Annotated in this window: 12 protein-coding genes; 4 read left to right on the forward strand and 8 right to left on the reverse strand. The window is 64.0% G+C overall.

Annotation, left to right across the window (positions count from 1 at the left end; genetic code table 11):
- The first annotated feature begins 25 nt into the window (after positions 1-25).
- Positions 26-1,177, forward strand: coding sequence for a peptidase M15 (locus KMZ68_RS26030; RefSeq protein WP_249779363.1), 1,152 nt, complete (start codon positions 26-28; stop codon positions 1,175-1,177).
- A gap of 16 nt (positions 1,178-1,193) precedes the next feature.
- Here the strand turns inward: KMZ68_RS26030 and eno are convergent, their stop codons facing one another.
- The gene (eno, locus tag KMZ68_RS14665; RefSeq protein WP_215612008.1) at positions 1,194-2,477 is read right to left on the reverse strand and encodes a phosphopyruvate hydratase; all 1,284 of its coding nucleotides are present in this window, start codon (positions 2,475-2,477) and stop codon (positions 1,194-1,196) included.
- Positions 2,478-2,653: 176 nt separating this feature from the next.
- Between eno and KMZ68_RS14670 the strand changes: the two genes are divergently transcribed.
- The gene (locus KMZ68_RS14670; protein WP_215612009.1) at positions 2,654-3,640 is read left to right on the forward strand and encodes a Vgb family protein; all 987 of its coding nucleotides are present in this window, start codon (positions 2,654-2,656) and stop codon (positions 3,638-3,640) included.
- A gap of 169 nt (positions 3,641-3,809) precedes the next feature.
- Positions 3,810-4,262, forward strand: coding sequence for a preQ(1) synthase (gene queF / locus KMZ68_RS14675; RefSeq protein ID WP_215612010.1), 453 nt, complete (start codon positions 3,810-3,812; stop codon positions 4,260-4,262).
- Between the two features lie 20 nt (positions 4,263-4,282).
- Here queF and glsA read toward each other — a convergent pair whose 3' ends face one another.
- Positions 4,283-6,157 carry a glutaminase A gene (gene glsA, locus KMZ68_RS14680; RefSeq protein ID WP_215612011.1) on the reverse strand — a complete coding sequence of 625 codons (1,875 nt, stop codon included), beginning with the start codon at positions 6,155-6,157 and terminating at the stop codon, positions 4,283-4,285.
- Between the two features lie 205 nt (positions 6,158-6,362).
- Here glsA and KMZ68_RS26145 point away from each other — a divergent pair, with 205 nt between their 5' ends.
- Positions 6,363-6,494: a hypothetical protein gene (locus tag KMZ68_RS26145; RefSeq protein WP_256443681.1), complete on the forward strand. Its 132-nt coding sequence runs from the start codon at positions 6,363-6,365 to the stop codon at positions 6,492-6,494.
- Between the two features lie 96 nt (positions 6,495-6,590).
- Here KMZ68_RS26145 and KMZ68_RS14685 read toward each other — a convergent pair whose 3' ends face one another.
- The 6 genes from KMZ68_RS14685 to KMZ68_RS14710 form a co-directional block, all read right to left on the reverse strand.
- Positions 6,591-7,409: a DMT family transporter gene (locus KMZ68_RS14685; RefSeq protein WP_215612012.1), complete on the reverse strand. Its 819-nt coding sequence runs from the start codon at positions 7,407-7,409 to the stop codon at positions 6,591-6,593.
- 92 nt (positions 7,410-7,501) lie between these two features.
- A complete protein-coding gene (locus tag KMZ68_RS14690; RefSeq protein ID WP_215612013.1) occupies positions 7,502-8,716 on the reverse strand; it encodes an MFS transporter in 1,215 nt (404 codons plus the stop codon).
- Positions 8,713-9,552 (reverse strand): 3-deoxy-8-phosphooctulonate synthase, encoded by an 840-nt coding sequence (gene kdsA, locus KMZ68_RS14695; protein WP_371741476.1) that lies wholly within the window; start codon positions 9,550-9,552, stop codon positions 8,713-8,715. The genes KMZ68_RS14690 and kdsA overlap by 4 nt, the downstream gene beginning before the upstream one ends.
- Positions 9,553-9,620: 68 nt before the next feature.
- On the reverse strand, positions 9,621-10,490 hold the full coding sequence (locus KMZ68_RS14700) for a VOC family protein (protein WP_215612015.1): 870 nt from the start codon (positions 10,488-10,490) through the stop codon (positions 9,621-9,623).
- A 39-nt stretch (positions 10,491-10,529) separates the two neighbouring features.
- The gene (locus tag KMZ68_RS14705) at positions 10,530-10,856 is read right to left on the reverse strand and encodes an NIPSNAP family protein (protein ID WP_215612016.1); all 327 of its coding nucleotides are present in this window, start codon (positions 10,854-10,856) and stop codon (positions 10,530-10,532) included.
- Between the two features lie 105 nt (positions 10,857-10,961).
- Positions 10,962-12,593, reverse strand: coding sequence for a CTP synthase (locus KMZ68_RS14710; protein ID WP_215612017.1), 1,632 nt, complete (start codon positions 12,591-12,593; stop codon positions 10,962-10,964).
- Positions 12,594-12,646 lie beyond the last annotated feature (53 nt).

Genomic DNA, 12,646 nt, shown 5'->3' on the forward strand with positions numbered 1-12,646 from the left:
GCTTGGAGCCTCTGGGGCTAGAACCATGAACCCGCGACGATCGGCAACCGTAGCAGCGGCGTTTTATCCAACCGTCGTCATCGCAGGCTGGGCTGTCGTCAGCCTCGGCGGCATTGGTTCAACTCGTATCGAGGCCTCCGGTGCGGCGCACGTCGTGGAACGGCTTGCGCCGTCTCTGGCCGCCAACGTCGAACTGGCGGCCGCTCCGCAGCCAGCTGCCATGGGCTACGCCGCGGTCGGCAAGTCAGATGTTGCGACAGCCGACGAATTCCTGGCAAGGCCGGTCTCCGAGACGGCAGCTTTGGAAGAACCGCAACCGGTCGTGGTGGCCGCACTGACCGATCCGGCGGAAGTTCTGCCTCCGGAAATCCCGCCCGCGCAGGCGCCCGCCGCAAGCACGGCCGATGCGCCGCCCGAGGACGCCGCGACAACAGCCGGCCGCATTGAAATTGTCGGCGAGTGCCTGGTGGCCGAGCCCTGCATCGACCAGTTCCTCTGGGCGCTCTACCAGCGGACACCCAAGGAAGACACCATCAAGGAGATCGAGAAGCGGAAGGTAACCGTCAAGAGGAAGGGCAAACTGGTGACTGTCACCAGAAGCTTTACCAGACTGGTCGATAACGATTTCACGTGGAAGGATCCCAAAGCGGCGGAGCGAGCCGGCATGTCGATGATGGACTACGTGATCGGCGGCATGGATCGCAGCTTCAAGATGAAGCTGTTTCATGCGCTTTACGCCGCGGAAGCCGCCGGACTGCAACCCGGCATCACCAGCGCGTTCCGCGACGACTATCGTCAATCGATCGCAAGCGGCCTGAAAGCGGCGAGCGACAGGTCGTACCATGGCGGCAGTTTCCGCGGCGGTTATGGCCGCGGGCTTGCGGCCGACATCGTGAGCGTCAACGGCACAAACCGGGCGCAACGCTGGGCTTCGACCGAAATCCTCTGGAAATGGGTCGATGCGAACGGGAAGCAGTTCGGAATCGGCCGACCGTATCTCGGTCGCGATCCCCCGCATGTGGGGCCGATCGACGGCCAGGAATACGCCTCGCGCCGCGGCGGAGCGAAGACCGCGGACGCGGATGTGAAGAAGCGCGTCCGGCAGGCCGCGCACGTCAAACCAACAGCAGCGAAACGGCCGGTCGTCGCAAGATCGTCGAAGGGGCGAACGATCTGACGATTTGCGGAAGGCGCTACGCCAGCGCCTTCAGCGCTGCCCTGCCCGCATACTTCGCCTGTCCGCCCAGTTCCTGCTCGATGCGCAGCAACTGGTTGTACTTGGCGGTGCGGTCGGCGCGCGCCAGCGAGCCGGTTTTGATCTGCCCGCAATTGGTGGCGACCGCGAGGTCGGCGATGGTGGAATCCTCGGTCTCGCCCGAACGATGCGACATCACGGCGGTGTAGCCGGCCTTGTAGGCCATCTCGACGGCGGAAAGCGTTTCCGTCAGCGTGCCGATCTGGTTGACCTTGACCAGGATGGAATTGGCACGGCCGTTCCTGATGCCGTCGGCAAGCCGCGTGACGTTGGTGACGAACAGGTCGTCGCCGACCAGCTGGCACTTGCTGCCGATCAAACCGGTCAGTTCCTTCCAGCCGTCCATGTCGTCTTCGGACATGCCGTCCTCGATCGAGACGATCGGATAGCGCGAGGCGAGATCGGCGAGATATTTGGCCTGCTCCGAACGCGAGCGCGTCTTTTTCTCGCCGCCATAGACATAATTGCCGTCCTTGAAGAACTCGGTGGCGGCGCAGTCCAGCGCCAGCATGACGTCGCCTCCTGCCTTGTAGCCGGCCTTGCCGATCGCGCCCATGACGAATTCGAGCGCGGCGTCCGCCGACGGCAGGTTCGGCGCGAAGCCACCCTCGTCGCCGACATTGGTGTTGTGGCCGGCCTTCTTCAACTCCGACTTCAGGGTGTGGAAGATTTCCGAGCCGCAGCGCAGCGCCTCTGCGAACGTCGCAGCGCCCACCGGCATGATCATGAATTCCTGGAAGTCGATCGGGTTGTCGGCATGCACGCCGCCGTTGATGATGTTCATCATCGGCACCGGAAGCGTCCGCGCCGAGGTGCCGCCGACATAGCGATAAAGCGGCATGTCGAAGGATTCGGCGGCCGCCCTGGCGCAGGCCAGCGAAACGCCGAGAATCGCGTTGGCACCCAGCCGGCTCTTGTTCGGCGTGCCGTCGAGATCGATCATGATCTGGTCGATCTGGATCTGCTCCTCGACCGCCATGTCGCTCAGGGCCTCGAAGATTTCGCCGTTCACGGCAGCGACGGCCTTCTGCACGCCCTTGCCGAGATAGCGCGCCTTGTCGCCGTCGCGCAGTTCGACCGCCTCATGCGCGCCGGTGGACGCGCCCGACGGTACCGCTGCGCGGCCGATTGAGCCGTCTTCCAGCACCACATCGACTTCGACCGTGGGATTGCCGCGGCTGTCGAGAATTTCGCGGCCGATGATGTCGACGATGGCTGTCATGTCCTGTGCTTCCCTTGATAGTGCTGGCTTGGTTGGGGCGCGTCTTACACGGCGCGCAAGCAAATGTGAACGCTTGCCCCGCGGCTTGCCCTGACGGGGGGACATGGTCGGGCTATGCTGCCTAAAGGTTGATCTTAGCGTCCAAACCTTCCTTCTTATGAGCCCAAGGTAACGCAATGAATCGCCGTCAGTTTCTCGTTTCAACCGCCGCCGGAATCTTCGCCGCGCCGGCGCTGTTGCGCGGGGCCCTCGCCCAGGAAGGCCCGTTCCGGGTGAAATATTATCCGGTCGCCGCCGGCATGGGCTCGCGCGACGTCGCGCCCGCCCCTGATGGCGCGGTCTGGTTCTGCGGCCAGCACAATGGCGCCCTGGGGCGGCTCGATCCGCGGGACGGCTCGTTCAAACTGGTCGATCTCGGCAAGGGCGCCGCCCCCCACGGGGTCGTCATCGGCCCCGATGGGGCGCTCTGGGTGACCGAGGGCGGGCAGAATGCCATTGCCCGCGTCGACCCCAGCAATCACAGGGTCACGCTGTTCCGCCTGCCCGAAAGGGAAGCCTACGCCAACCTCAACACCGGCGCGTTCGACAAGAGCGGTGTGTACTGGTTCACCGGCCAGTCCGGCATCTACGGCCGGCTCGAACCGAAGTCGGGTGACATGACCGTGTTCAAGGCGCCGCGCGGCCACGGACCTTACGGCATCACGGTGACACCGAAGGGCGACGTCTGGTACGCCTCGCTCGCGGGCAATCACATCGCCAAAATCGATCCGTCGACCGGCAACGCATCCGTGGTCGAGCCGCCGACGCCGCATCAGGGCGCGCGGCGGGTGTGGTCGGATTCAAGAGGCCGGCTCTGGGTCAGCGAATGGAACAGCGGCAACGTGTCGGTGCACGATCCTGCCGACGGTTCCTGGAAGGCCTGGAAACTGCCGGGCAGCGCCCCCCGCACCTATTCGGTCTATGTCGATGACAAGGACAAGGTCTGGCTGACCGATTTCGCGGCCAATGCGATCGTGCGCTTCGATCCCGCGACGGAGAAATTCAACGCGTTCCCCAGCGACAAGCCCGGCGCCAATATCAGGCAGATGGCCGGCAGGCCGGGCGAAGCCTGGGGCGGCGAATCCGGCACCGACCGGCTGGTTATGATCAAGACCACCGCGTGAGAGTGTTCCCATTCCTGTTGCTGCTCGCGATCCCGGCGGCGTCCCGGCCGCCGCCGGATGCGGCCGAGCGCGGCGCGCTGGTGCGCTTTCCGGCCGACCCCGCGTCGCGCTGACGGTTGACGGCGACGCCCGCTTGCGTCCATGTCAACGCTCGCACAGGACAACGAAGATGGCTCGAAAATCATTGCAGCTCGGCCGCGCCGTGGAATGGCCCGGGACGCCTGACGAGGCGAAGCTCGACCGCGTACCCAACCCGCAGAAGGACACCAATTACCTGGTGCGCTTCACCGCCCCGGAATTCACCTCACTCTGCCCGGTCACCGGCCAGCCGGATTTCGCGCATCTGGTGATCGACTATGTGCCGGGGCCATGGCTGCTGGAATCGAAATCGCTGAAACTCTATGTCGCGAGTTTTCGCAATCACGGCGCGTTCCACGAAGACTGCACGGTCGCCATCGGCAAGCGGATCACGGCCGAGATCAAGCCGAAATGGCTGCGCATCGGCGGCTACTGGTATCCGCGCGGCGGCATTCCGATCGACGTGTTCTGGCAAACCGGCAAGCTGCCGAAGGGCATGTGGATTCCCGATCAGGGCGTCGCGCCCTATCGCGGCCGGGGTTGATGCTGTTCCGTCCTTGACGTCTAATACGCGCTGAGCAGATCGACCTTGGCGTTGGCGAGGATCAGACGCCGCGCCAGCAGCGCAGACAGATTGCGCATGATCTTCATCGCGATTTGCGGGTGGAGCTGGCGGTAATCGGCAAAGCTGTCGAGCGGCAGTTCGAGGCATTTGACCTGCGTGTCGGCCCACACATCGGCGCTGCGCCTCTGCTCGATGATCGCCATCTCGCCGAATTCCATGCCGGGTCCGAGCGAAGCGAGCCGGACGCCGCTCGGCAGCTTCACGCTGACCATGCCGTTCTGCAGAAAGAACAGCGAGTTGGCCGGCTCGCCGGCGCTGATGATGCGTTGGCCGGCCTCGTATCGCCGGGCGGTCGACAGATCGGCGAGTGCTGCGATTTCATCGGGCGTCAATTCCGCCAGCAGCGCCTGCTCGCCGAGATGCGAGGTTTCCTTCGAAACAGTGAAGCCGCCATACCGATAAACGATCTGGTCCTCGGCCCATTCGATCGCCTCGTCGAGCAGGGCGAAGCGCCGCAGCCTGTGCGGTTCGCCGGTGCGCGCACGGATCGCCAGCCACACCGCCGAAGTCGCTTCGATGCCCGTCAGGATCGCCGTGACGCCGGCATTGCCGAGGATGGTGAGGTTCTCGCCAAGCAACTGCGCTCCCGCCGAGGTGAGGTCGGGCACGCGGCGGAAATCGAGTACCAGGAGCGGCGCGTTCGGCGGCTCGCCAGCGAGCCGACGCGTGACGTAGTCGATCGCCGCAAAATTGAGCGCACCGACGAGTTCGATCACCCGGATATCGCTGTGGTGCTCGTCCAGGATCTGCTGTTCATGCGGCTGGCGGCTGCGCCGGGAGGAAATGCCGAACAGGTCGTAGTCGGCGATGACGCAGGTGCGCACGTCGGCGCTGCGGTTGAGCATGTGCAGATCGAACCGCGAGGACAGCGCCTCGCATACCTTGAGCCCTCGCGCGCTGTTGCCATGGCTGTCGAGCCGGGGCGAGAACGTACCGAGCCCGATCTGCGAAGGCAGTGCTGCGACGATGCCGCCACCGACGCCGCTCTTGGCCGGCATGCCGACGCGATAGACCCATTCGCCGGCGTAATCGTACATGCCCGAACTCGTCATCACCGAAAGCGTGCGCGCGACGACGTTGGGCGCGATGACCTGCACACCCGTCACCGGATTGATGCCCCGGTTGGCCAGGGTAGCCGCCATGACGGCGAGATCGCGCGCGGTGACCAGCACCGCGCACTGGCGGAAATAGGTATCCAGCACGGCATCGACGTCGCCCTGGATCACCGAGTAATTGCGCAACAGCCAGGCGATCGCGCGATTGCGGTTGCCGGTGATGACTTCGGACTGATGCACGGCGTCGTCGACCCCGAGCTGACGGCCGGCAAACTGGCTCAGCTTTTCCCGGATGCGCTCGAAGGCATCGGCACCATCGACCTCGTGGATCAGTCCGGAGCAGGCGATCGCGCCCGCATTGACCATGGGATTGAACGGCCGGTTGTCGCTGGTGAGGCGGATCGAATTGAAGGCCTCTCCGCTCGGCTCGACGCCGATCGTCGCAGCAACGCGCTCCTCCCCGACCATTTCGAGCGCAAGCGCAAACACGAACGCCTTGGAAACCGACTGGATGGTGAAAGGCACGGCGCTGTCGCCGACTTCATAGATATGACCATCGATGGTTACGAGCGCTATCCCGAAATGCGACGGATCGGCTCGTTTCAACTCGGGGATATAGTCGGCGACATTCCCTGAATCGTCCGCCTTGAATTCCTCGTGGCAACTGGCCAGGAATCGCTGCAGCGGCGGCTGCGTGGCGTATCCGGCATTTCTGGTTTGGGAATTGGCGCTGGTCGGACGGGTAACTTGGGCGTCCACGATTTCTTCCTTGTTCAATCGAAATTGCTAAGCAATCCGCATGCCATAACAGCAGCCCGGATGAAGCCGCAGTCGTGCGTCATCCTGACGCTATCTGGCTATCTGCCCCGCGAATGGCACCCGAATTGCTTGACTTTGCGGTAGCATGGCCGGGGAAATTGACACGCATCCCAAAGCAGCCGCTGCGATCGAAAGGGAAAATCCAATGGTCGTCAAACGGATCAGGGAATCGTCGCCATTATGGGTCTGGTTTGCGGTCGCCTTGTTGGCCATCGGCGCGCTGTCCTATGTGGCGGTTGTCACGATAATGGAATACCTCATGGCAGCCGCAAGCTGATCCCGTCGCGCCCGTGGGGCGGCCGGGTTGCGCTTTCACGTTGCTGCCGCAGCGAGCCCTATCTCGACCGCCTCCCAGCCGACGTTTGGATTTCTGTCATTTCGAGAAGCGCAGCATCAACGCTCCCAGCATCGTGAACATTGCCGACGCCAGTTTCAGCAGGCTAAGCCGCTCCCCGAGGAAGAAGACCCCGATCAGAAGCGCGAACACGATGCTGGTTTCCCGCAGCGCCGTGACGACGGCGATCGGCGCCTGCGTAAACGCCCAGACCACAAGGGCGTAGGCCGCAAAGGACGCTCCGCCGCCGATCGCCATGATCCTCTTGTGGTTCCGGATGGTCGTCTGCAACGCGCCGGGCGAGGCCACCGCGACGATCGCGGCAAACGCGAGCGCATTCAGGATCGTCTCCCAGGCGTAGAATCCGACGGCCGTTCCGGCGGCCCGGGCGCCATAACCGTCCACCATCGAATACCCCGCCACGAAAAAGCCGGTGACGAGCGCAAGCGTAGCGCCACGCGGATTGTGCAGTCCCTGGCTGCCGCGAACCAGGACAAGGCTCATGATGCCGCAGCCGATCGTCGTGATAGCGACAAGCTGCATCGTCGACAGAGTCTCACGGAAGGCCAGCACGGAAAACCCGGCCACGATCAGCGGCGCGGTGCCGCGGGCGATCGGATAGACCTGGGTGAGATCGCCTTGCCGATAGGCCCAGAACAGAAACAACTGATAACCGACGTGAAGCGCCGCGCCCGCAACGACGTAAGGCAGCGACACGGCGTCGGGAAGCGGCACAAACGGCAGGGCCAGCACGGCAAACGGAACGTGACCGAGAACGACGGCTGTCATGCTGATCAGCTGGTTCGATGCCCCCTTCACCAACGCATTCCAGGTCGCGTGAAGCGCGGCGGCGAACAAAACGATCAGCAAGACAGGCGTTTCAATCATTGCACTCTCCGTTCGCCAAGCCAGTCGCCATCAATCCATTCGGTGAGAATGCCGTACTCTCATCAGGCCGGGCTTGCATCCGCCGGCCTTGTCTGCCGCAGCAGCCGCGCGCAGGTAAAGCCCAGCGCAACCATCACGGCCGCGAATATCAGCAAGGTCGGCAGCTTGCCGAGATTCTCGATGCCGAATCCATACGCGATCGGACCGACAGTCTGCCCCATGAAAAAGAAAAACGAGTGCAGCGACAGCGCGGTGGCGCGGGCTTCCACTGAAAGCTCGCTGGCAAATACCTGCAGGCAGCCATGCATCATGTAGAAACCCCAGCCCATGAACAGCAGGCTAAGGGCCTGAATCTTCCAGCCCGGCCCGAACGCCACCACGGCAAGCTGCAAGCCGACCAGCGCGGCGCCCGCGATCATCATGCCCCTGACACCGAGCCGCGGCAGGAAGCGCGAAACGCTCATGCTGTAGAACAGGCCGCCGACCGCAAAGCCCGCGATCACGATTCCCGCAATCGACAGGCTGGTTTCGCCGAGATCGAACAGGAATGCCGCCACGAATGGAAACAATCCGAGCACGCAGCAGCCCTCGATGAAGACGGCCGAGTAGCAGATGCGGGCGTTGGGATTGGAGAAGATCGTGCGGTAGCCGTGCTTGAGCGCCGACAGGTTGGTCTTCGGCGGCCGCGCCAGTGCGGCGCCCCGAAAACCGAGCGCGACGGCGACCGAGGCCAGGATCACCAGCACGCCAAGCACCGCAAGCACCCCTCTCCAGCCCAGCAAGTCACCGATCAGGCCCGAGGCGGACGCGCCCAGCAGGTTGCCGGTCATGGCGCCGGCCAGGGTGCGCCCGATCGCGATCTGCCGCTTTTCGGCGCCGACCAGATCGCTGGTCAGGCTGAGCGCGATCGGAAACACGCCGCCCGAGCCGATGCCTGCGAGAATCCGCGTCGCAAACAACAGCGGGAACGAGGTCGACAGCGCGCCGAGAACATTCGCAACCCCTAGCAGCACCAGGCAAACCACCATCAGCCGCGCCTTGCCGAACAAGTCCGCGGCCGCGCCCAATACCGGCTGGATGATGGCGAAGGTGAAGGCGAAGGCGGCCGAGAAGCCCGCCGCGGTCGCAATGGTGACGCTGAAATCTTCGGCAACGTGCGGCAGCACCGGATCCAGCGCCCGCGCCGACAGGCTGGCGGAGAAGCTGGCGAGCGCAATAACGTTGATGGCCGGTGGAATACGCTGGTCGTGTGGCGCCGGTCCTGCTTGCGGCTTCAACGCACCGTGCCCTTGGCAAGCGCATCGAACGCCATCAACTTTCGCACCAGGCCTTCGAACTCGCGCAGCGGCACCATGGTGGGCCCGTCCGACGGCGCGCGGTCCGGATCGGGGTGGGTTTCGATGAACACGCCGGCGACGCCGACTGCGACTGCGGCGCGCGCCAGCACGGGCACGAATTCGCGCTCCCCGCCCGATGATGTCCCCTGGCCACCCGGCTGCTGCACCGAATGGGTGGCATCGAAGATCACGGGCGCGCCGGTGGTGCGGGCCAGGATCGGCAGCGCCCGCATATCCGAGACCAGCGTGTTGTAGCCGAACGACACGCCGCGCTCGGTGACCAGCACATGGCGGTTTCCCGCGCCGGTGATCTTGGCGACCACGTTCGCCATATCCCAAGGCGCCAGAAACTGCCCCTTCTTGACGTTGACGACCCTGCCGGTGGCCGCCGCCGCCAGCAGGAGATCAGTCTGCCGGCACAGGAACGCCGGGATCTGCAGCACGTCGACGGCCTGCGCTACCTCGGGACATTGCGAGGCCTCATGGACGTCGGTGAGAACCGGCATCCCCAGCGACGAGCGTATCTCGGCAAAGATCGGCAGCGCCTGTTTCAAGCCGATGCCGCGCGCCGCGGATACGCTGGTGCGGTTGGCCTTGTCGAACGAGGTTTTGTAGACGATGCCGATTCCGAGGCGCGCCGCGATCTCCTTCAGCGCACTCGCCACCTCGAGCGCGTGCGCGCGGCTCTCGAGCTGGCACGGGCCCGCGATGATCGAAATCGGCAGATCATTGCCGAATTTGACCGATCCGGCGGCGACGACCGGCGCAGCTCGCATGTTGGCGTTCAAGACATGTTCCTTAATTTGCGACGCGACCATGCCGGGCAGCGGCAGAGGGATCAACCCTATTTCGCGCCCTCGAATATCAGGGTTGCGCCATGAGCGGCATCCGGCGGCACCACCAGCGCCCCGCCATGGCGCTGCGAGGCAATTCCGTTCTGCCGGTGCAGCGCTTCGACCGGCGCGATGTCCGTGACGGCGAAGCGCAAGCCGTGCAACGCCATCCCCTCGCCCCTCACCTCAGGCGAGACGCCGAACCGGTCGCGAAACGCCACCGGTTCCATGATCTCGATGTCGCCGTTTTCGGTAGAGGCCCGGACACCGATCGAACTCGCATGCAGGTCGCTCACGCCGGTAAAGGCCTTGAGGAAGATGTGATGGCCGGCCGGATTGTCGGCGACGACTGCCACGCCGGGCACGGTGATGGCGCCGTTGGCGTGGATCTGAAACGCCGGGTTCCAGAAATTCTCGGGGAAATGATGCTGGCACGCGGCATAGCCCGCATCGGGCGATGCCGGATCGGTTGCGAACACCAGCGAGAATGCGAGCTTGACCGGCGTACCGTCCGGCTTCTTCCCTTCGCGGGCGAATTCGAACACCTCGAAGCCGCCGATGCCGGCAGCTTCGAATGAACGCGCATCCTCGCGGGCATCGCGGCTGTTGAGAATCAGCATCGACAAACCTTCGCGCGCGGCCAGAAAGTCGCGATTGAACGCGCCGAACGAAAACGAGCGCGCGCCGTGCGGCGGGATCTTGTCCGGCTCGGCGACCGTCAGGATTTCGATGAAACAGTTCTTCAACTGCACAATGCGGTTGTGGGTGCCCCAGGGATGGCGGTTGCGCGCGCCGACGGTGAAGCCGGCGCGGCGATACATGTCCGCCGCCACGTCGAGATCGCGGACGGCGTGCACGATGTGGTCGAGCCCGTGGGGCATTCCGGCTGAGGACCTGAGGTTATGCGCGGGGGGCGTCTGCTACTTCAGCGCCGAGAAGGCGGTGGGCACCAGCAGCTGATTGACGATGTTGCCGACGATCTGGCCATCTTCCTCGGTCTTCGCCCGGGCCGAAATCCAATCCGGATCGGTCTGAAAGGCGGTCCACTTCTTATCGCGCTCGGCCAGAGATTCCCACGCCAGCAGATAGGTCAGCTCCTGATTGGATTCGCCAACCAGCGTGGTGAAGAACCCGACCGGCCGGATGCCGTGCTTCTCCCACAGTTTCAGCGTGGTGTTCTCGAAGCGCTTCAACAGCGCCGGCAGCCGGCCCGGCAGACAGCGATAAATCCGGGTTTCGTAAATCATCGACGTCACTCCCTGTTCTATTGTTCTTGTCGATTGTTCTTGCAATATCGGGAGCGATTTGTCGCAACAATCGACGGCTTCGTCAAAGGCCGCCGATGCATGACATTAAACCAGCCGCGACTGCACCATCGCCGCCTGAATGAAGGACGCGAACAATGGATGTGGCTCGAAAGGCCGCGATTTCAGTTCGGGATGGAATTGCACCCCGATGAACCAGGGATGATCCTCGTATTCCACGATTTCCGGCAGCACGCCGTCGGGCGAGAGCCCTGAGAACTTCAGCCCGTGCTGCTCCAGCCGGTCCTTGTAGGCGGTGTTGACCTCGTAGCGGTGGCGGTGGCGTTCCGAAATCTCGGTGGCGCCGCCATAGACATCGGACACCCGGCTGCCCTTCTTGAGCACTGCGGGATACGCCCCGAGCCGCATGGTGCCGCCGAGATCGCCGGCCTTCGAGCGCTTCTCGAGCTCATTGCCGCGCAGCCATTCCGTCATCAGGCCGACCAGCGGTTCGGGCGTCGGCCCGAACTCGGTGGAGTTGGCCTGCTCGATGCCGCACAGGTTCCGCGCCGCCTCGATCACCGCCATCTGCATCCCGAAGCAGATGCCGAAATACGGCACGTCGCGCTCGCGCGCGAACTGCGCCGCTTTGATCTTGCCTTCGGCGCCGCGCTGGCCGAAGCCGCCCGGCACCAGGATGCCGTTGACGTGCTCGAGAAACGGCGCGGGATCCTCGTTCTCGAACACCTCACTCTCGATCCAGTCGAGCTTGACCTTCACCTTGTTGGCGATGCCGCCATGCGACAGCGCCTCGATCAGCGACTTGTAGGCGTCCTTCATGCCGGTGTATTTGCCGACGATGGCGATGGTGACGTTGCCTTCCGGATTGCGGATCCGCTCGTTGATCTCATGCCAGCTTTGCAGCGCCGGCGGAATTCTCGCCTCGATGCCGAATGACGCCAGCACCTCGTCGTCGAGCCCGGCGGCGTGATAGGCCTCCGGCACCGCGTAGATGTTGTCGACGTCGCGCGCCTCGATCACGGCACTTTCGCGCACGTTGCAGAACAGGCCGAGCTTGCGCCGCTCTTCCTTGGGGATCGGCCGGTCGGTACGGCACAACAGGATATCCGGCTGGATGCCGATCGAGCGCAGTTCCTTGACGGAATGCTGGGTCGGCTTGGTCTTCAGCTCGCCCGCGCTCGGAATGAACGGCAACAGCGTCAGATGAATGTAGACCGCATGATCGCGCGGCAGTTCGTTCTTGAGCTGGCGGATCGCCTCGAAGAACGGAAGACCTTCGATGTCGCCGACGGTGCCGCCGATCTCGACCAGCACGAAGTCGAATTCGTCGTTGCCGCTGAGGACGAAATCCTTGATCGCGTTGGTGACGTGCGGGATCACCTGGATGGTGGCGCCGAGATAATCGCCGCGCCGCTCCTTGGTGAGGATGTCCTGGTAGATGCGGCCCGTGGTGATGTTGTCGGCCTTGGTGGCGGGCCGGCCGGTGAAGCGCTCGTAGTGGCCGAGATCCAGATCCGTTTCGGCGCCGTCGTCGGTTACGAACACTTCGCCGTGCTGATACGGCGACATCGTTCCGGGGTCGAGATTGAGATAGGGATCGAGCTTGCGCAAGCGGACCTTGTAGCCGCGCGCCTGCAGCAGGGCGCCGAGCGCCGCCGAAGCCAGACCTTTTCCGAGCGAAGAAACCACGCCGCCGGTGATGAAGATGTACCGCGCCATGGGGCTTAACCTTTAAGGCTGCCGGCCCGATTCGCCAAAACGAATCGCCGGTC

This window comes from Bradyrhizobium sediminis (assembly GCF_018736105.1).
In the GTDB taxonomy this organism is placed as follows: domain Bacteria; phylum Pseudomonadota; class Alphaproteobacteria; order Rhizobiales; family Xanthobacteraceae; genus Bradyrhizobium.

Excerpts from the sequence above, each read along its gene's own strand:
- KMZ68_RS26030 (WP_249779363.1), top strand. The coding sequence starts at position 26 with ATGAACCCGCGACGATCGGCAACCGTAGCAGCGGCGTTTTATCCAACC.
- eno (WP_215612008.1), bottom strand. The coding sequence starts at position 2,477 with ATGACAGCCATCGTCGACATCATCGGCCGCGAAATTCTCGACAGCCGC.
- KMZ68_RS14670 (WP_215612009.1), top strand. The coding sequence starts at position 2,654 with ATGAATCGCCGTCAGTTTCTCGTTTCAACCGCCGCCGGAATCTTCGCC.
- queF (WP_215612010.1), top strand. The coding sequence starts at position 3,810 with ATGGCTCGAAAATCATTGCAGCTCGGCCGCGCCGTGGAATGGCCCGGG.
- KMZ68_RS26145 (WP_256443681.1), top strand. The coding sequence starts at position 6,363 with ATGGTCGTCAAACGGATCAGGGAATCGTCGCCATTATGGGTCTGGTTT.
- kdsA (WP_371741476.1), bottom strand. The coding sequence starts at position 9,552 with ATGCGAGCTGCGCCGGTCGTCGCCGCCGGATCGGTCAAATTCGGCAAT.
- KMZ68_RS14700 (WP_215612015.1), bottom strand. The coding sequence starts at position 10,490 with ATGCCCCACGGGCTCGACCACATCGTGCACGCCGTCCGCGATCTCGAC.
- KMZ68_RS14705 (WP_215612016.1), bottom strand. The coding sequence starts at position 10,856 with ATGATTTACGAAACCCGGATTTATCGCTGTCTGCCGGGCCGGCTGCCG.
- KMZ68_RS14710 (WP_215612017.1), bottom strand. The coding sequence starts at position 12,593 with ATGGCGCGGTACATCTTCATCACCGGCGGCGTGGTTTCTTCGCTCGGA.